Source organism: Marinospirillum sp. (assembly GCF_044810985.1).
Lineage (GTDB): Bacteria > Pseudomonadota > Gammaproteobacteria > Pseudomonadales > Halomonadaceae > Marinospirillum.
The window spans coordinates 1,477,564-1,497,685 of sequence record NZ_CP085242.1; the positions used below are offsets into that span (position 1 = coordinate 1,477,564).

Genomic DNA, 20,122 nt, shown 5'->3' on the forward strand with positions numbered 1-20,122 from the left:
GTTTAGCCCCGCGGGTGCGGGGAACAGGCCATCACGCGCCATAACACCGAGCTCAGCGGCGGTTTAGCCCCGCAGGTGCGGGGAACAGGTCAAGCTCTTGCTTCCGCGCTGGATGCTGTGCGGTTTAGCCCCGCAGGTGCGGGGAACAGCGGACCATGAGTTCATGCCGCCGTATTTCCGGCGGTTTAGCCCCGCAGGTGCGGGGAACAGGCAGATTTTCCGGGCTGGGGAAGGCCTGCATCCGGTTTAGCCCCGCAGGTGCGGGGAACAGGCGGCTTGAGTGCAGACGCACCGACCAGCCGCGCGGTTTAGCCCCGCAGGTGCGGGGAACAGTACCACCGAGTTACCACCTATTTTTTTCTGACCGGTTTAGCCCCGCAGGTGCGGGGAACAGGTTCGCGCCATCGTCCATTCGTCCCTGTCACCCGGTTTAGCCCCGCAGGTGCGGGGAACAGACTACCGCCACCCTGCATGAACACCGGGGGCACGGTTTAGCCCCGCAGGTGCGGGGAACAGACAGCAGAGACTAAAACCCAAGGCGAAAACGCCGGTTTAGCCCCGCAGGTGCGGGGAACAGTTGACTGACCAGGTTGGGTCATACACAACAACCGGTTTAGCCCCGCAGGTGCGGGGAACAGCGACAATCAGCCGGACTACAGCAAGCCTGTTTCGGTTTAGCCCCGCAGGTGCGGGGAACAGGCGGCCTGTCCCGTCATGGCCTCACGCCCTCACGGTTTAGCCCCGCAGGTGCGGGGAACAGGGTTGATATTTGCATCTGCCAAGAGTCCGGCGCGGTTTAGCCCCGCAGGTGCGGGGAACAGCGTTGTTGATGATGTCGTGTCGAGACTCAAGCCGGTTTAGCCCGGCAGGTGCGGGGAACAGGCCGCCTATATCGCTAATGTAGTCGGCCTCTCCGGTTTAGCCCCGCAGGTGCGGGGAACAGGAGTCGCTGTTTAAGATTCATTGCCAGTCTCCCGGTTTAGCCCCGCAGGTGCGGGGAACAGTAAAGTTGGCGAGGCCACTGATCCTGAGAACCCGGTTTAGCCCCGCAGGTGCGGGGAACAGTGTTCAGCTCAATCCAAGACGCACAAACTACACGGTTTAGCCCCGCAGGTGCGGGGAACAGTATCGTGTCAAACCACCCATCCATGCGCTGACCGGTTTAGCCCCGCAGGTGCGGGGAACAGGCACCCTGGCCACCCTGGTTGATGAGGTCGGACGGTTTAGCCCCGCAGGTGCGGGGAACAGTTGCTAAATCTCGCGGAGGTGCCCAGTAATGGCGGTTTAGCCCCGCAGGTGCGGGGAACAGTCAGCCAGCCTGAGCACGCCGAAGGTTAAAGGCGGTTTAGCCCCGCAGGTGCGGGGAACAGCTCTCTTTGGCACATCGTAGACGATACGGCATCGGTTTAGCCCCGCAGGTGCGGGGAACAGGGCATCCCCGCCGAGCGCATCCTGTGGTCAAACGGTTTAGCCCCGCAGGTGCGGGGAACAGACCGGCTGCGACCAGCCAGAAATTTCTTTTTCCGGTTTAGCCCCGCAGGTGCGGGGAACAGTTGCGCCCGGTTGCGCTGGACGTTAAAGCGCTCGGTTTAGCCCCGCAGGTGCGGGGAACAGGCTGTAATCCCAACCTATTTCAGGATGCAAATCGGTTTAGCCCCGCAGGTGCGGGGAACAGACCCGCTTCTTGCCGTCATACTCAAGGGGCAGCGGTTTAGCCCCGCAGGTGCGGGGAACAGGTGGGCTGGGGTCGCAATCTGGAGGGTCGGGGCGGTTTAGCCCCGCAGGTGCGGGGAACAGGCAAAAATAACAGCGTCGTAGTTTGTCCACTGCGGTTTAGCCCCGCAGGTGCGGGGAACAGTACCGACTCAGGCGAAAACCGGAAGTCAGTTTCGGTTTAGCCCCGCAGGTGCGGGGAACAGTGGTGGGTGATTGTGAATGGGGTGAGGATAAGCGGTTTAGCCCCGCAGGTGCGGGGAACAGACCAGCAGAGAATATCGGAGCTAGAGATTCAGCGGTTTAGCCCCGCAGGTGCGGGGAACAGAGCTTTCGGTTTCAAAATCGAACGAATCGGCACGGTTTAGCCCCGCAGGTGCGGGGAACAGTTTCAAATCCGTCACAGCCAGATATTCCGTAACGGTTTAGCCCCGCAGGTGCGGGGAACAGTTCCTGCATGACCTCTTTTTCCGCTCTCATCGCGGTTTAGCCCCGCAGGTGCGGGGAACAGTTTTCCGCCAGAGTAAAAAACTGCTGATGTTGCGGTTTAGCCCCGCAGGTGCGGGGAACAGCCATTCAGGGCCAGTCCTGCAAAATGTTCGCGCGGTTTAGCCCCGCAGGTGCGGGGAACAGCGATCACACCAACGTCAAAAACGAACAGCGCACGGTTTAGCCCCGCAGGTGCGGGGAACAGCCAATGCGCGACTAATAGCAGTTTCCCCAGAGCGGTTTAGCCCCGCAGGTGCGGGGAACAGTTCAGTACCTGGGACGCGAGATTTCCGAGGAGCGGTTTAGCCCCGCAGGTGCGGGGAACAGCTGACAGAGATTGTGCAAGCGCATTACCGGCGCGGTTTAGCCCCGCAGGTGCGGGGAACAGACCGCCGGTATGTTTGCCTGGACATCCAGCGTCGGTTTAGCCCCGCAGGTGCGGGGAACAGCGGGGGGTTAAACTCAGTGCATCAGTGCTGCACGGTTTAGCCCCGCAGGTGCGGGGAACAGGAATCAGGTTATTGCTGTTAGGGTGGGTGATGCGGTTTAGCCCCGCAGGTGCGGGGAACAGACTGCAAATCCAGGTTTATGCAGACAGCACGCCGGTTTAGCCCCGCAGGTGCGGGGAACAGTTACGCAATCGCTAAGACAGCTCCCGGGCAGGCGGTTTAGCCCCGCAGGTGCGGGGAACAGCGTTGGCCTGGCTGCCACTTGCTCAAGGTCAGCGGTTTAGCCCCGCAGGTGCGGGGAACAGCGACCCATCAGGAATAGCCAGGGAATATAAGGCGGTTTAGCCCCGCAGGTGCGGGGAACAGTTGCCCAGTCGTATTTCTGGCGGGTTAGCTGTACGGTTTAGCCCCGCAGGTGCGGGGAACAGCAAGGCCTGCGTCGTAAAACCGCTCAAGCACTCGGTTTAGCCCCGCAGGTGCGGGGAACAGACCAGCAGAGAATATCGGAGCTAGAGATTAAGCGGTTTAGCCCCGCAGGTGCGGGGAACAGAGCAACTCCCCGCTGATGCGCTCCACTGCCAGCGGTTTAGCCCCGCAGGTGCGGGGAACAGCTCAGGAGCCTAGACCGCACCACAAGTACGAGCGGTTTAGCCCCGCAGGTGCGGGGAACAGAACACCGGCAGCGGGTCTGCGCGGGTCGAGTACGGTTTAGCCCCGCAGGTGCGGGGAACAGCCAAAACCTGCTCGCTGGGTAGTGATGGCCAGCGGTTTAGCCCCGCAGGTGCGGGGAACAGCAGCCGGGGGGCTCAGGCATGACGTAAACGGGCGGTTTAGCCCCGCAGGTGCGGGGAACAGTGTGCCCGTGGCTAACACGGCGGCTCAGGAGCCGGTTTAGCCCCGCAGGTGCGGGGAACAGCTCAGGTAGCTCTAGCCCCTGCAACTCGGCAACGGTTTAGCCCCGCAGGTGCGGGGAACAGCTGACCGAGGGTATCCTGGGCACCGGCCAAGCCGGTTTAGCCCCGCAGGTGCGGGGAACAGAGCAGCTTGTCGAAGCGTCAGTGGTGCAGACGCGGTTTAGCCCCGCAGGTGCGGGGAACAGTTCGATTTCCTTGATCTGATCCGGCGCAAGGTCGGTTTAGCCCCGCAGGTGCGGGGAACAGTCTAAATAGACATGCTTGATTCTAAAGGCTTTTTAGAATCAGGGCTAGGTTACGGTTTTTTCTGCTTTTTTAAAGAACCCTAACTTACTGATTTTCCTGAGGGTGAAAAGAAACCAGTCGCATGCCGTCAAGATCCACCGGTAAGCGTCTGTTTTCTCCGAAGGTTTGGAATTCAAAACCGGATTCAGTGTTGGTTGCCCAGGCAAGAACAACATTACCTTCTTCCGCTAATTCAGTGACTTGCTTCCAGATCATTTCACGGGTTCTTCTGGATACATCGCCGATATAAACACCCGCTCTGACTTCAAGCAGCCAGATGGCCAGGCGACCACGCAGGCGAGGGGGGACATTTTCAGTGACAACGACCAGCATGCTCATGGTTATCCACTCCTGTGGCCAACTTCACCTAAAGCTGTAGGTTCGGGTATTGCAATGGGCTGAGCATCCTCCGGGGGAGGTGGTGGTTCTATGCCTCCTGCGGCCAGAACCTCTTCAATAAGCGGAATCAATCTGGCCAGGGTATTGGTTTTTCTGAAGATATCCCGGCAGGCAAGGCGTACATCTCTATCCGGGTACTTGGGTTTCTTGCTGGCTATCTCAAAGGCTTTCGGAACGATGTCATCAAATTTGATAATATCAGCAATGTCATACACAAAAGAAAGTGGCTTGCCACTGTGTATAAAGCCGATGGCTGGTGCATAGCCTGCAGCCAGGGTTGCTGCTTCAGTGATTCCATAAAGGCAAGAGGTGGCGGCACTCAGGCATTGGTTGACTGTATCTGATTTGCCCCAGTCCTTGGGGTCATAACGCCTTCCATGCCATTCAACGCCATACTCTCTAGCCAGATTTTTATAGGTTGCTCTTACACGGCTACCTTCTATACCGCGCAACTGGTCAATAGAGCGGCGGCTGGGAGCTTCTTCACCAAAACGAAGTTCAAACATTTTACGAACGACTTTCAGGCGAAGTTCGTCATCCAGTGCCAGTTTGGCTTGATACAGCAGCTTGTCCGAACGGGCACCACCGGGCTGGCCTGAAGCATAAAGGCGTACCCCGGCTTCCCCAACCCAAACCAGTAAGGTACCCACATCGGCAGCCAGCTTAATGGCAGCATGAGAAACTCGTGTTCCCGGTTCCAGCATGATGCAGGCAATGGAACCTACAGGAATGTGAGTTCTGATACCCGTCTTGTCGATGAGTACAAAGGCTCCATCTTGCACATCAACTTGCCCATATTTCAGAAAAATCAATGAAGAGCGATCTTTCATGGGAATGGGCTTGAGGGGAATAAAAGCCATGTGACCTCCTGTTCAGCAACGGCGTAACAGCATCAAACCGCAGCCAAAGGCTTTGGCGCGACCTATCCCTGCATTGACTTTTTCCAGAAAAAGATCCGGCTGCTCCAGTGTCAGTTGTCCTGTCAGCTCGACACTGCTGAAGCTGGCTTCTTTTGCTTTTCTGGGTAGTTGGTGCTGCAGGTAGCCACTGACTTGCTGGATGCTGGAAGTATCCGGGTTAACACCCATGGATTCCAGACGTTGTTGCCACCAGTCTTTAGCAGCCTGCTCGGCCAAGGCTTGCAAAACCTGGTTCAACAAAGCTTTGCGACTTTGCAGGTTTTCTATATTGTCTTCACTAACCCGCTCTAAAAGCAGCTTTTGCCAACGTTCAATATCCTGATCCTTGGCTTGATCCAGAAGCTCGTTTTTCAGGTTGCCCTGACCACCCTGACTGCTTATTCTCATCCGTTCGGCTTCTTGTTTGAGCCATTGGAGACGTGCATCCATCAGCACATCGTGCCTTTTTTTGTCACGGCAAACCGTTGGGTTTAGCCTGATCGTAAAGCCCAGTTGATCACCTTGCTGTAATTGTGGGTGAAAGGGTTTGCTTTCTGTTTCCACCAGTCCATCAAGGTTTTCTGGCAGATGTGAAGAAAGCAGATAAAAACAGGGTTCACCCTTGGGGGCTGAATAGCCATCACCCTGTTCCTGACGAAACAGGAAGGGACGCTCCTTTTGCTGTGGAAAAAGCTTCCAGAGCAGTTGATGACTGGCATAAGCACCTTGCCGCATCAGTTCAACTCGTTGGCTTCTCGTTTGCGGGTGATTGCTAAGCCTGGCCTTGGTCAGATACATGATGACCTCCTTTTTCAATGTATTGATGCTCCTGACGTGAAGCAAATTGCCAGGGGGTTCGGCTGATTGGTTCATCCCAGACGCTGGTGCTTTGCACTTCATTCAATTCGCCGGTCAGATCAGAAGCTTTGCCCTCCCAGGAGTAGGTCAGGTAGTCCGCAGGTTTCAGCCAGGTTGTCTGACCATAAGGAATCAAGGCAGGAAAGGGGGTGTCCAGCGCTTCTTTCAAAGTGCCTGTGATTTGTTGAGGAAAAAAGGGTGCAGCTAAAGGGCAGGCCTTACGTCCCAGGTAGGGTATGAAAACAGGCTGCTCCAACTTTTCCTTTAGCCTCTCTAGAGAAATGAAGTTATCTTTTTTGCACCAGACAGCAACCACCCAGTAGCCGTCACTTCGATAATCCCGAGTTGAAAGAATGGTGTTCAGCTTAGCTGCACTCAGTTCATCCTTGCGGGTGTAGAAGGTTCTTTTTCTATCCTGAGAGGGTGCTTCAGCAGTATGGTAATCCCGCATCAGGCCGCCTCTAAGATAGGTTTTAACCGCAACTCCTAAACTTTCTCTCAGTTGGTCATGCTGCTCTTGCTGATCGCGTGGAATACCCAGGCAGGCAGCAAGCAGCCCCAGCAAGGCTGAGCGCGAAGGATGAAAGCCAGTCGGTCTGCTTTCACCGATGGCTGTCTCACCCCAGCTTGCCAGAGGGCCATAGAGTTGAAAAACCAGATAATCCATAGGTCACCCGATTATTGGCTGGTTACAAAGTTCTTGAGCTCAGCAAAGCTGCCTTCTGCAGTTTGGGCGTTCAAGGCGTAGCTGGCATCTGAACAGGCACCATAGACCTGATCAAAGTTTTGCTTTTGTTTTTCCAACGCAGCGATAGCATCTTCAGCCTGATTTTCACCGTAAATTGGTTTCAAAAAGGCAACCGATAACGAGCGGGGTTGTTGACTGCCTTTTTCGGCTAGAACGTAGGATGCATAGGCGCGTGAAGCAAAGCTGTTTTGCTTGCCGGTGGGTGAGACCTTGACAGCTGCTTCGACCAGAGAAGCAAGAGCCTGATCAGCAAGCTCTGTATTACCGTTCAGGTTGTCAATCAACTGGCTTTTGTCGATGCAGATGTACTGATAGAAAAGAGCTGAAGCGAAAGCGGCCTCGCCAATGTGGGAAGCACCCCGGTCTTCATCTCCCTTGTTAAGATCATCAACAGCAGTGAAGTAATCATCTTCAACAGCCACGCCATGCACGCTGATAGCATGGGCAACCTGGCAAGCTGCTTCGACATTAAAATCAGGGCTGGAAGCCAGCATACGGCCAAAAAGTGAAATATCCACAGCAGAAGATTCTTTGCGCAGCAGTTTCACTTCTTCCTCTGTGGGAGCGCGATTTTCACTGATCAGCTGATCGACGAGTTTTTCCACAGTCTGCATTTCTTCAGGGGTGATATGGGCCAGCTGCTCAATTTCCAGACTATCTTTCTTGCTCTTGCCAAATTGTCCGGCAATGGCTGTAGCCCACTCCTTGGCGCTTTTCTCTTTGATGCCGCCAGCAGTCAGCTTGTTAAAAACTTCTGTACCCAGGCGTTTGGTGCGGGTGCCAATGTGGCCTGCCAGTGCCTCCTGAAATAAATCAGAAGTGCGCCAGTGACGCTTCAGGCTTTGTGAGCTGATACGCAGACGTTCAACACCACCCATACGCGCAGTTTTTGGGCGTCCTAGATCATCACGGTTCAGGTTGGAGGGTGGGTAGGCAGTCAGCAGGTGAAGTTGAATGAATTGGCTCATGATCTTGCTCCTTGTGTTTAAAATTAAAAATCAGGTGTTTTTTGCAGAGGCCTTGTCAGCCGCTTGGTAATAATCCATCGCCCAACGCAGAGTGACCGATAAATTTGCCGGGGTGGGCTGGGTTTTCAGGTGTTCGGCAAACCACTCCAGAATGCTTTGGCTGAGGTGGACAACTGGCAGTTCACCTTTCATCTGGTGAATGATTCTTTGCAGCCTGCGATAAAAATCTTCGGGTGACTTGGAGGCAATTAGCTGTTGGAACCGGAGTTCACTGACGATCGGCTTATCTGTTTGTTCATCAGGTTTACCCAGTTGGTAGGCAAAGCTATGTGCAGGAGATGAATGGCGTACATGGCTGAGAAGGCCTGCCACGGCACCCCAGGCCAGCATCTTGTGCTCGGGTTTTAAAAAGTTCGGATAGGCATCAGGAGGCAATCTGAACCATAAACCTCGAAAACCTTGAGTTAAAAGGGCTGCATCCGGACTGGCTGCACGTTTTAACTCTGCCCGCCAAACTGTGGGGGCAGGCTGAATATTATCCTTCTTGAGTTCATCAGGTGATGCATTCATGGAGCGCCACCAGTTAAGAACTTGCTGCTCTCCATAAAAAGAGCGTTGTTTTTTGGGTTCACTCATGCCACCTCCTCCTGTTGGCAGTAATTCTTTTTGAATTGCTTGGCTGTTTTGCCACCATGCAGCCAGCCATTGAGCTGGCGGCGTGCTTTGATCTTGCGGTGCATTTCCCGATCAGGGTAGAGATTGGTTAATACCTGTTGATCAAAAATCTGATGGGCAGCCTGGCTAAGCTGCTGCATCCAGTTTTTGGCAGCTTGACTATCCAGCCAACCATCCTGATTTTTTAAAACGGCTTGCACAGTGGTAAAGAAAGGAGCCTGGGTGGCCTGCCAGAATTGCAGATCAATAAAACTGAAGTCGCCTTTGGCATCACCAGGCTTTTCAAACCAGGCATTCTTGATTTGGGTGCGTAGCTGCCAGGCGGTTTCTTCAGCCAGTTTTTGCAGGTCTTGAATAATATGAATCTGCCTGTCGCGTACTTCAGGGTTTAAATGATAAAGAGGGAACTCACTGGCGTACCAGCCTCGTGCCTTCATATTGTCCATATCGTAACCAAAGGCCCATAGCCTGGGTGCTTTACTCCATTCAGTCTCCAGCTCTTCCATTAAGTCATTGGAAATATCAAAGTAGTGCGCGATAACTGCTGCGGGTAGGTTGCCTTGTTCTTTGTCAATAAAACAAAGGCTTTGCCACTGCTTGTATTGAATGCCGCCGGGCTGGCCTTTGGTGGAAAGGTGGTCTTCCTCTGGTTTTTTGGGGTTGCTGCGATAGTGGGTCAGCGGATGTGACCAGGTACCCGCATAGTTATTGCCGTAGTTGCTGGTGCGATAGGTTTTAACCAGTTGGGTAGAGGTTTTTCTGCTGAGCTGGCAAATGCCTTCTTCATCGGTGAGTTCGAGGCGTATGCGGCGGGGCATGGCCCAGTAGTGGGTGAGTGGATGCACTTCATGCTCATAGATTTCGGTGTTTTTGTTTTTACTGATTTTGGTCGGTCCCAGCCAGGGGAAAACATCAGGGCTGCTTAAATCGGGTTCAGGGTAATCCCATTTTTCTTTCTGAATGACATTCAGCCAGAGCTTCTGCCAGAGAGGTGTGTTTTCTTCCTGGGGCAAGACAAGAGTCGTCAAAGGGCCGCCACCACGCAGCCCCACGCGATGGCCCTGTCCGCCAGAAGGTGCATTGATCTGTAGAGTAAACAATGCCAAAGCGGCCATTTCAGGTGAAAGAGCTTCGGTAATTCCGCGCTTGATAAAGTGATCAGTGTTGTTCTTTATTGTGTTGCCGCCAGGTGCTTCAATCAGTAAACCGGACACAGGGGAAGACTTGATATCAGTCAGGGGGTCAAGATCCTGCATAAATAAAGGGCCATCACCGACCAGATTGAAAGCGTGTTCAGCTTTGTTCAGGATTTTGGTGAAGATGTCCGGGTCAGGAGGTGATTGATAGCTATCCAGCCATTCATCCGTATCTATTGGTGCCATGAGTGTTTGTAGCAGGCTGATGGCAAACTGATAAGCAGCTCCCTGAAAGTCACTACGAGGCAAGGCAAAGTCAATAACTTCGGGGTTGACCAAGGCTGTTAGTGGTAGCTGCTCTTCCCTTCCATCGTGAAAGCGGTAGAACAGCCAAGGATCGGTTAGAAGATTCATTGCGTACTCCTTGGGATTTTTTAGGTCCCTAGCGGGTATGGCAAGCTAGAGAACAGTAGTAACAGCCGTCCACATTGGGTTGAATAAAGGATGCTGCTCGAACTGCTTCACTGCAGCTGCCATAAGCACCTAGGTAAGTCTTACTCTTGATTTCAGAGTAAAACCTACACTCGCTGGTGTGCACTTCGTGAACTCCGGTGGATTGAGGGGTGTTGTTGACATAGTAGTGATACATTTTCGGTTGCCTCTTCAGGAAGTGATGACCAAAAGCTAGCAGTCGGTTTTGAATAAATCAATAAGATGTGATTATCTAATCGTAAATTAAATTTTTTATCGGCTTTTGCTGAGTTGCAAGTTTTTAAGTAAGCTTGCCGCTTCTCCGGCATGCCGGAGCTAAACCGATGTGGTTATCTGATCGGAAGGCAAAAAGCCTCATGTTCCTCGCGTCAGCGGGGTTAAGTTAGTTTCTGCACACCCTGGCTGGCGGAGTAGCTGAAGTTTTGATCTTCTTCAGCCAGCCAGGGTTGCAGAAATTTCAGCTGCTTGTAGCGGCTGGCTAGTTGTTCAAAATCCTGATGGTCATTGGAGTTGAGTAAAGCGAGTTGGGAGGCGTATTTCCTCAACGGAAGCTTGACCAGGCTTTGCTGCACAGGGTGTTCCTGGTGTTCGGCCCAGAGAGCAATCTTGCCCTTGGCGTTTCTTTTCAGAAGCACCACCTGCACGCTTTCCTGATCAACAAAGCGAGTACCCACTTCGATATCCTGATCAATCCAGGCGCGGTTACTGTTTTCGCTGTATCCTTTTGCCCAATCGAGATTCAGACTTTTTCCTTTACTGGCTTTGCTGCGCTCCTCACCGAAATACTTATCTTCTTTATCCTTCAGAGACTCAGGCATGGCATCGTAGGCTGCCAACCCATAAACGGCTTCAATCAGGGATCTGGCTTCTTCAGGCATACGAATCGCCCCCAGTTCACGCAGTATTTTCTGAGTGAGCCACAAACGCCCTGGTGAGCGGTAAACGTATTCGGTGTTTTGTAGCTGGGAGCTCAACCAACCTTCTTCAGGTGTGGCTGTCCATTCAGGGGCGTGAACCAGTAGCAAGGGCTGTTTTCTTTGATCATCGCCTGCTCTGATAAATCTGCCTTGCTGGTCTCGTGTGTGACGGTGCAAGCGCCCTGCACGTTGAATCAGGTCATCAATAGGGCAGAGATCAGAGATCATCAGGTCTGCATCGGCATCCAGGCTTTCCTGGAAAACCTGGGTGGCAATCAGGATTTTTCCCTGGCGCTCCTTGCCGCTTGATTCTTTTCCAAAGGTGGCCAGCACATGGTTTTCGATATTTTTCCGATCTAACAGTGCAAAACGGCTGTGAAAGAGCAGCAAGTCATCTTCAGAATTCAAAAGTGTGGATAGCTCATTGTAGGCTTCCAAAGCATCATCTACTGAGTTGCGAACCCAGACACAGGCCTTTCCCTGCTTGTGGGCTGCAACCAGCTGCTCAATCACCTCGGTGGGGCTGGAAACAAAATCAACCAGCACTTCACGCGAGACTGAAGGGCGGGAGGCCAGCTCAAATTCTTTTATTTCCCCTGTAAGACTGACTTGTGTAGCCAAGGGGAAGTGTTCAGTTTGTAAAGAAGTGGGCACCTGTCCAGCTTCTTCTTGCCAGATTCGGCAGAGTTTTTCACGCTGGGAAAGTGGCAGGGTGGCTGTCAGCAGTATTGCACTGCCGCCCTGGCGGAGATGGGCACGCAGCAGGCTGTCCAGCAGCTCAAACATATAGCTGTCAGCGGCATGAACTTCATCAAAAATCAGTATTTTACGGTGCAGGCCAAGCAGACGAAGGCTTTGATGTTTCATGGGCAAAACAGCCATCAGAGCCTGATCGATGGTGCCGACACCGACATTAGCCAGCAGTGCTGTTTTTCTTGAATCAGCCAGCCATTGGTTGCAATGAGTAGAGGCTGTTTCATCACCCTGAGCATAATTCATATCTTCAGAAAGGTTCAGTTTCAAGGCTTCCTGAAAGTCCTGATTCATTTCACGGGCACCGTGTGCCAGAACAATGCTGGGTTGACCTTGTGTGGTTTTCAGCATTTGCTGGTAATGGTCAGCGACACGGCTGAACATGGCATTGGAGGTAGCCATGGTCGGTAAACCGAAATAAAAGCCTTCAGCTTCATTGGCCTCCATTAGTCTGTGGGTGAGGGTTAAAGCGGCTTCGGTTTTTCCGGCACCCGTGACATCTTCAAGAATGAATAACTGAGGGCCAGTGTCCAGAGTCAGGGTCTCGGCCCAGAGCTGCAGAGGTGTGGGGTCATCAAAGCCAAAATGTGATTGGATGGATTGGAAAGGGTTAACCTGAACAGGTAGCTGTAACTCAGTAGCGGCTACAGCTTGCTTTGCTCTTTCCAGAGTTTTTTCCCAGTAATCGCCTAAAGGCATTTCCTCTGTTTGGTAGGGAAACCATTCCGTGTTGGAACCCAGCCAGTCGCTCAAGGTAATCAGCCCGGCAAGATACCAACTGGCTTGCTTGAGCCGGATAAGCCAATCTTTATTGTGCAACTGCTCTTCAGGCCAGGCAGGCTGCAAGAGGTTAACCAGTTCCAGGGTGAAGTCTGCGGCATCCTGGTAATTTTGTGGATGGCAATAAAAGTCAAAATGGGCGAGGCTTTTGATACTAATAGGCTGCCCATGATGCCCAAAGCTGGTTTCCATAAGTAAGCTGACAGTTTGGCGCTGATGGCGAACAGTAAAAAACTCAGGGTTGAGGAAGCCTAATTGAAATGGCTCCAGGAGACCTTTTTTTGGTGCTACTTTTTCCCAGACAAAAGCACCGAGGCGATCATGTTTGGCCTTTTGAGCATCGTAGACCATTTTGCATTTTAACTGGGTAAGAAGTGAGCCTGGATAGCTTTTGAGGTTTTGAAAAGCTGCTGCAAACTTTCCCAGATCGTGCAGGGCAATAATAAAAACCAGTAGTTTTCTTAATGCCTGAGGTTCCATTTCCAGTAAGTCAGCGAGATCCTTAAGTAACTGAGATGAATCGCCCAGCAGGTGCCAGGCTACGGCAGCAACATCCAGGCAGTGGTAGGGCAACAAGTGGTAGTTATCTTCTCCGGCCTTACCCCAGTAGTGGTAGTAACTCATGGGCTATCCCTGTTGTTGAAGTTATTTTTATCACCTTGCCGCTTTCTCGTTAACCCCGCAATCCCTGATATTTAGCCTCTATACCCAGTTGACGCAGTCTTTTCTCTTTTCTTGATTCAGCGCAGTTTTTGGCTTGTTTCACCCAAAAAGCCATGGCTTGATGTCGTCTTTGTTGATGATCACCAGTTGTTGAGCTTCGGGTTCGCCTTCCAGTATGCGGGGGTGAACTTGCAGGCTTTTCAGCAAGTAGTTAATCAAGCAGGCGCGGGTGGTGATGTGAAGTTGGCCATTTTGCATGGCGTAATCTTCTTCGAGTACCCGTTTTTGTCTGGGTGTCAGGCGGGGGTCAGGTTCCAGGATCAGGGTGAGTAGGGTGTTCCAGCCTTCGTCCTGATCCGGGGTGACGGGGGTGGTGTCCATTAATTCCGGTTCTCCCCGGAAGCGGCTGAGTACGAAGTCACGAAACTCCTGACTTTTCTCACACCAAGCGCGCAGGTGCCAGCGCTGTCCGTTGTTAACGAAGTGGTGGGGAATGATGATTCGGCCCTGGTTGTCCGGGTGGGTCAGGGAGATGTAGTCAACGTCCAGGCGACGGTTTTCCCGCAAGGCTTGAACCAGGGGTCGCATTATTTGTGGGGTGACTCGCCGAGGTGGGTGTTGCAAAATTTCATGGGGTAACTGGCTGGGGCTTTCTTTCCAGGGTGGCAGAGTCTGGCGGGTGGCCCATTCCAGGTATTCGGTGACATCTTGGGTGAGTAAACGGGGCTGAAAGTGCTCAGTTGGTTGGTAGTCTTTGTTGCTTGGCTGATAGTCCAGGCTGTTGGGGTGGGCTTTTAGATAGTCTTGCAGCAGGGAGCTGGCATGCTGGCGGCTGACTTGCCAGTGTTCGGCAAGCTGGCGTGGGGTTACTTTGCCTTCCCAGTAGGCAAGAAGCTCCAGTAGCCAGTGGCGGTGGTGTTCCGGGGTGCTCATGCTGGCTCCTTGCCGGTTTATTAATTGCTATTACTCTACAAGGCTTCCCAGCCTTCAGCAATCAGCCGGTTTCCCACGGCAATGAGTTTTCCCCGGTGCCAGATGAAGGGCAGTTGGTTGCGCTGCCAGGTGGGCAGGTTAAGTTCCTGGAGCAGGCGTTTGACGTCGCGGCTGCCACGGTTTTGCAGGCGGATTGTTTCACCGCCTTGCCGGGAAGTGACCTGGAGTTCTTTGGGGATTTCCCCGGTTGCTGTGCATTGCAGTTGCAGGTTGAAATATCCACAGGGGGTTTGCAGGGGTGGTTGGTTGTTCCAGGTGGTTTGCCAGTTCTGTGGCAGGGGCTGGAAGTGGTCGGCTGTCTGGATGTAAAGCCGGTCGCGGTGGCGGCGGGCCTGGGTTCTATGCTGGGCTTCACCCCATTCCACCAGGGGCTGGGCATCTTCACGGGCCTGGCAGAGATGATCCAGTTGCTGCCAGTGCTTCAGGCTGGGCAGGGGTAAATCGTGTTTTTGCAGCCAGTGGCGGAGCAGGTTGTTGCGCCGGTAATCGGGTAGTTGAATAAGGGCAGTAATGCTCAGGCTACTGCGGTCAGGGTTAACTTGCTGTAAGTCCAGCTCGGCCAGGTCCTGCTGGAGTTGTTGGCTTTCCCCGGCCAGGCGGGCACTCAGTGCGAGGTTCTGTTCGGCTGCAGGGAAGCGCTCGGCCAGCAGGGGCAGGATGTTCAGGCGTACAAAGTTGCGGTCAAAGTGGTCTTTCTGGTTGCTTTCGTCTTCGATCCAGTGCAATTGCTGTTCGCGGGCAAAGGCTTCCAGGGTTTCTCTGGGTGTGTTGAGTAGAGGCCGCAGTAGTTGGCCCTGGCCCAGCGGTCTCTGGATGGGAATACTGGCCAGACCCTGGGTTCCGGCTCCGCGCAGCAGTCGCAGCAGCAAGGTTTCGGCCTGATCCTTGCGGTGGTGAGCTTGAAGAAGAAGCTCACCTGCTTGTAGTTCCTGGCTGAAAATTTGGTAGCGGGCCTGGCGGGCGCGAGCTTCCAGGCTGGCTCCGGAATACTGTCGGGTGTCGATCTGAAACTGGCTGAAGGAAAGGTTTTTTTGCGCACAGGTCTGGCGGCAGAAGTCAGCCCAGTGGTCGGCATTGGGGGAGAGCTGATGGTTGATGTGCAGGGCACGCAGTTCAAGTTTTTCGGGTGTTTGCTGTTGCAGCAGCCAGGCCAGCTCCAGGAGTACGCGGGAATCCAGGCCACCGCTGAAGGCAATGCAGATCTTTTGGGGGTCTGCAGCAGGCTGGAGGTTATCCAGAGCCTGCTGCAGTTGTTGAACCAGAGGGTTCATGGGGGCGTGTGTTACTTGAGGTCTTCCAGCGAGGAGTAGCTCATCAGACGCTGGTAACGACGCTCGATCAGGTTGTCGGCATCCTTTTTGTCCAGCTTGTCCAGAGCCTGCAGCAAAGAAGACTTGAGGCTTTTGACCATTTGTTCCGGGTTGCGGTGGGCACCGCCCAGGGGTTCGGGAATCAGGGTGTCAACCAGGCCGAGTTCTTTCAGGCGGGGTGCAGTCAGGCCCATGGCATCGGCCGCTTCCGAAGCTTTGCTGGCGCTTTTCCAGAGGATGGAAGCACAGCCTTCGGGTGAAATAACCGAGTAAGTAGAATACTGCAGCATCATCAGCTCATCACAGACGCCGATGGCCAGGGCACCGCCGGAACCGCCTTCGCCAATCACGGTGGCAATGATCGGGGTTTCCAGGCGGGACATGGCAGCCAGGTTGAAGGCAATGGCTTCGGACTGGCCGCGTTCTTCGGCATCAATACCGGGGTAGGCACCGGGGGTGTCGATGAAGGTAAGAATCGGCATCTTGAAGCGCTCGGCCATTTCCATCAGGCGCAGGGCCTTGCGATAGCCTTCCGGACGCGGCATGCCGAAGTTGCGTTTAACCTTTTCTTTGACATCCCGGCCTTTCTGGTGACCGATGACCATCACCGGGCGGCCATCAATCCGTGCCATACCACCAACGATGGCGGCATCATCGGAGAAGTGGCGATCACCGTGGAGTTCGTCAAAATCATCAAATAAAAGATTGAGATAATCCAGGGTGTAGGGGCGCATGGGGTGGCGCGATAACTGGGAGACCTGCCAGGAGCTCAGGTTGGAAAAAATCTGTTCGGTCAGTTTGGTGCTTTTTTCCTGCAGGCGGGAGATCTCGTCTGCAAGATTAACATCGGTATCGTTGCCCACCAGACGCAGTTCTTCAATCTTGGCTTCCAGGTCGGCAATAGGTTGTTCAAAATCAAGATAGTTAAGATTCATGATATCTACTGGTTTTAGGTGAGCGAAAGCAGGTAAAAAACTGCTGCTACTATAGTGGAAAAAAGCACAATACTCAAAAATTATGCTTGGTAGACGAGGCGAACCCGGTCTTTTCCGAACTGCTGCATCAGGGCTTCCAGCAGGTGATCATGGGGAACCACCTGCCAGTTTTCGGGAAAAAGCAGTTGCCCGGAACCGGCCTGGCAACTGAAGGCGATTTCCACCCGCAGGCCCTGGTCGTTGACCCGATAGGTTTCCAGAACCTGGTTGAGTTGCTCAATAAAAGTGGGCTGGTATTCCTCTTCCTGCAGGCGGATTTCCAGAGCGCGGGCATAGCGGCTGCGCGCATCGGCCATGGCGGTGACTTCCTTGCAGCGCAGGGCCAGGCCACCGGTGAAGGTGTCTTCACGCACTTCGCCTTCCACGATCAGCAGGGTGTCTTTTTCCAGCAGGTGCTGAAAGCGCTCGAAGGTTTCCCCCATCACCGAAACCTCAATGCGACCGGAGCGGTCATCCAGGGTCAGAAAGCCCAGGGTGTCCCCGCGTTTGTTTTTCATGGTGCGAAAGGCCACCACCAGACCGGCCACCCGCTGGGCATCCCGGGAAGGCTGCAGGCTGGAAATCTTGCGTCCCACAAAGCGGCGCAGTTCGTCTTCGTATTCATCAATGGGATGACCGGTCAGATACAAACCCAGGGTTTCCTTTTCCCCGGCCAGACGTTGTTTGTCGGTCCAGACCGGCAGGCAGCGATAGTCGGCATAGGGGTCGCTGCTCGGTGTTTCGGAAGGCTGGGCGGCAGTCATCACGCTGCCGAAGAGGTCATCCATGCCGATGCTGGCATTACGTTTGGCTTGCTCGGCACCTTTCAGGGCATCATCCAGCGCCGACATCAGCAGGTGGCGGCCATCGGCCAGCTTGTCCAGGGCGCCACTGCGAATCAGGGCTTCAATACTGCGTTTGTTGAGGCGTTTCATGTCCACGCGGGTGCAGAAATCAAACAGATCCTTGAAGGCACCACCTTCATTGCGCGCATCAACCACTGCTTCCACCGGGCCTTCACCGACGCCCTTGATGGCACCCAGGCCGTAGATGATTTCGCCTTGTTCATTAACGGTGAAGCGCCAGCTGCCCTGGTTGACATCCGGGGGGGTTATTTCCAGCTGCATGGCGCGAACTTCTTCCACCAGCATCACCACCTTGTCGGTGTTGTTCATTTCCGTGGAAAGCACCGCCGCCATGAAGGGGGCCGGGTAGTGGGTTTTCAGCCAGGCGGTCTGGTAGGAAACCAGGCCATAGGCGGCGGAGTGGGATTTGTTAAAGCCATAACCGGCAAATTTTTCCACCAGGTCAAAGATTTGCCCGGCCAGGGTGGCATTGATGCCGTTCTTCTCACTGCCTTCCAGAAACATGGCCCGCATCTTCTGCATTTCTTCGGGCTTTTTCTTACCCATGGCACGGCGCAGCATATCGGCGCCACCCAGGGTGAACCCGGCCATGACCTGGGCGATCTGCATGACCTGTTCCTGGTAGAGGATGATCCCGTAGGTGGGTTCCAGGACTGGCTTGAGCATGTCCAGCTGGTAATCCGGGTGGGGATAGGCCAAAGCTGCCTGTCCATGCTTACGCTGGATAAAGTCATCGACCATGCCGGATTGCAGGGGGCCGGGGCGGAACAGGGCTACCAGGGCGATCATGTCTTCCAGGCTGTCGGGTTTGAGCTTTTTGATCAGCTCTTTCATGCCGCGGGATTCCAACTGGAAAACAGCCGTGGTTTCAGCGCGTTTCAGCAGATCAAAGGTTTTCTTGTCATCCAGCGGGATGGCGGTGATGTCCAGTGGCGATTGACCGTCCAGGGCACGAACCTTGTCCACATCCCGCAGCGCCCAGTCGATGATGGTCAGGGTGCGCAGACCCAGAAAGTCGAATTTGACCAGGCCCGCGTCTTCCACGTCGTTTTTGTCGAACTGCACCACCAGGCTGGAGCCGTCTTCTTCAGCCAGCAGGGGCGCAAAGTCGGTCAGTTTGGTGGGGGCGATCACCACCCCGCCGGCGTGCTTGCCGGTGTTGCGGGTGATGCCTTCCAGTTCGCGGGCCATACTCCAGACTTCCAGCCCTTCCTGATCCAGTTCTTCCAGATCGGGTTCGCTCAGCTCTCTTTCCATGGAGGTCTGGTAGGCTTTTTCCAACGCGCCCAGGTCTTCGACTTCATCGGCTGCTTTTTCCAGGGTCATGCCGACTTCAAAGGGAATCATTTTCGAGAGGCGATCCCCCACCGCATAGGGCTTGCCTTGAGCACGGGCGACATCACGAACCACCGCCTTGGCGGCCATGGTGCCGAAGGTGACGATCTGGGAAACGGCATCATGCCCGTAGGTGTCGGCCACGTATTCAATCACCCGGTCGCGGCCATCCATGCAGAAGTCGATGTCGAAGTCGGGCATGGAAACCCGCTCGGGGTTCAAAAAGCGCTCGAACAGCAGGCTGTATTCAATCGGGTCGAGGTCGGTGATGTCCAGCGAGTAGGCCACCAGAGAGCCGGCACCCGAACCGCGACCGGGACCCACCGGGATGCCTTCATCCTTGGCCCAGCGGATAAAGTCCATAACGATCAGAAAGTAGCCGGGAAAACCCATATCCAGGATGACATCCAGCTCAAAATCCAGACGCTGACGGTAGCGGTTTTCTATCTCCTGAAAGTCAGGGCGCTGGGTGTCGTAGAGTTTGTTCAGGCGCCGGGTGAGGCCGTCGTGGGAGATTTCCCGGAAAAACTGATCCTGGGTTTTGCCTTCGGGAATCGGGTATTCGGGAAGGAAGTACTCGCCCAGACGAATATCGACATTACAGCGTTTGGCAATTTCCACCGTGTTCTGCAGGGCTTCGGGTAGATCGCTGAATAGCTCCTGCATTTCTTCGGGGCTTTTCAGATACTGTTCTTCTGAATAGTTTTTTTCCCGGCGGGGATCATCCAGAGTGCGGCTATCACCAATGCAGACGCGGGTTTCATGGGCCCAGAAGTCTTTGCGCTCCATAAAGCGTACATCATTGGTGGCCACCACCGGGCAGCCGGTGGCTGCAGCCAGTTCCACGCTGGCATGCAGGCAGTCTTCATCACCGGCGCGCTGGGTGCGCTGAACTTCCAGGTAAAAGGCATCCGGGAAAACCTGCATCCAATGCTGTAAACGCTCTTGAGCCAGCTGTCGGTGACCGGCCAGCAGCAATTGACCCACTTCGCCTTCCTTGGCACCCGAAAGAGCAATCAGCCCTGCGGCCTTTTCTTCCAGCCATTGCGGGCGGATAAAGGCTTTTTCATCTTTTTGGCCTTCCAGCCAACCACGGGAGAGGAGTTCAGTCAGATTGCGATAACCCAGGTTGTTCATGGCCAGCAGAGTCAGGCGATAGGCGGGTGCACCTTCTTCATCGTCCTGAATCCAGACATCACTGCCAATCAAGGGTTTGATACCCGCACCCTGGGTGGCTTTGTAGAATTTGACCAGCGCAAAAAGATTGCTGTCATCCGTCAGGGCCAGAGCCGGGAAACCCACAGCCTGGGCTTTCTTGATCAAGGGCTTGAGGCGCACCAGCCCATCAACCAGAGAAAATTCCGAGTGCAGGCGCAGATGGATGAAAGAGGTGGACATGGGACTCCAGCTTGGACAGATCAACAAAGGGAGAGCATTTTAACCCATCACAGGGAAATAGTACGAACCCTGAGTCAGCTGGATTTTTTACACTTCAACTTGCGGGGC

General features: G+C 54.2%; 12 protein-coding genes and 1 CRISPR repeat array (1 of these 13 cut by a window edge). All 12 genes read right to left on the reverse strand.

From position 1 onward, the window contains the following. Positions 1-3,811: a CRISPR direct-repeat array (repeat unit 29 nt; unit sequence CGGTTTAGCCCCGCAGGTGCGGGGAACAG); it begins 1,220 nt to the left of the window's first position. An 84-nt stretch (positions 3,812-3,895) separates the two neighbouring features. After that, complete coding sequence (gene cas2e / locus LG323_RS07125; protein WP_404420018.1) at positions 3,896-4,189, reverse strand: type I-E CRISPR-associated endoribonuclease Cas2e; 294 nt, start codon at positions 4,187-4,189, stop codon at positions 3,896-3,898. A 2-nt stretch (positions 4,190-4,191) separates the two neighbouring features. Beyond that, positions 4,192-5,109, reverse strand: coding sequence for a type I-E CRISPR-associated endonuclease Cas1e (cas1e, locus tag LG323_RS07130; RefSeq protein WP_404420019.1), 918 nt, complete (start codon positions 5,107-5,109; stop codon positions 4,192-4,194). A gap of 12 nt (positions 5,110-5,121) precedes the next feature. After that, positions 5,122-5,946, reverse strand: a complete 825-nt coding sequence (cas6e, locus tag LG323_RS07135) for a type I-E CRISPR-associated protein Cas6/Cse3/CasE (protein ID WP_404420020.1) — start codon at positions 5,944-5,946, stop codon at positions 5,122-5,124. Continuing rightward, positions 5,921-6,673, reverse strand: coding sequence for a type I-E CRISPR-associated protein Cas5/CasD (cas5e, locus tag LG323_RS07140; protein WP_404420021.1), 753 nt, complete (start codon positions 6,671-6,673; stop codon positions 5,921-5,923). Before cas5e ends, cas6e begins: the two co-directional genes overlap by 26 nt. Before the next feature lie 11 nt (positions 6,674-6,684). Next, entirely contained in the window at positions 6,685-7,722 is a 1,038-nt protein-coding gene (gene cas7e, locus LG323_RS07145) for a type I-E CRISPR-associated protein Cas7/Cse4/CasC (RefSeq protein WP_404420022.1), read from the reverse strand. Positions 7,723-7,752: 30 nt separating this feature from the next. Beyond that, on the reverse strand, positions 7,753-8,358 hold the full coding sequence (casB, locus tag LG323_RS07150) for a type I-E CRISPR-associated protein Cse2/CasB (RefSeq protein WP_404420023.1): 606 nt from the start codon (positions 8,356-8,358) through the stop codon (positions 7,753-7,755). Continuing rightward, on the reverse strand, positions 8,355-9,947 hold the full coding sequence (gene casA, locus LG323_RS07155) for a type I-E CRISPR-associated protein Cse1/CasA (RefSeq protein WP_404420024.1): 1,593 nt from the start codon (positions 9,945-9,947) through the stop codon (positions 8,355-8,357). The genes casB and casA overlap by 4 nt, the downstream gene beginning before the upstream one ends. Before the next feature lie 455 nt (positions 9,948-10,402). After that, positions 10,403-13,099, reverse strand: a complete 2,697-nt coding sequence (gene cas3 / locus LG323_RS07160) for a CRISPR-associated helicase Cas3' (protein ID WP_404420025.1) — start codon at positions 13,097-13,099, stop codon at positions 10,403-10,405. A 138-nt stretch (positions 13,100-13,237) separates the two neighbouring features. Further along, a complete protein-coding gene (locus LG323_RS07165; RefSeq protein WP_404420026.1) occupies positions 13,238-14,071 on the reverse strand; it encodes a helix-turn-helix transcriptional regulator in 834 nt (277 codons plus the stop codon). 35 nt (positions 14,072-14,106) lie between these two features. Next, positions 14,107-15,402 carry a tRNA lysidine(34) synthetase TilS gene (tilS, locus tag LG323_RS07170; RefSeq protein WP_404420027.1) on the reverse strand — a complete coding sequence of 432 codons (1,296 nt, stop codon included), beginning with the start codon at positions 15,400-15,402 and terminating at the stop codon, positions 14,107-14,109. An 11-nt stretch (positions 15,403-15,413) separates the two neighbouring features. Next, positions 15,414-16,376: an acetyl-CoA carboxylase carboxyl transferase subunit alpha gene (gene accA, locus LG323_RS07175; RefSeq protein WP_404420028.1), complete on the reverse strand. Its 963-nt coding sequence runs from the start codon at positions 16,374-16,376 to the stop codon at positions 15,414-15,416. An 80-nt stretch (positions 16,377-16,456) separates the two neighbouring features. Next, positions 16,457-20,014, reverse strand: a complete 3,558-nt coding sequence (dnaE, locus tag LG323_RS07180; RefSeq protein ID WP_404420029.1) for a DNA polymerase III subunit alpha — start codon at positions 20,012-20,014, stop codon at positions 16,457-16,459. Positions 20,015-20,122: the final 108 nt, after the last annotated feature.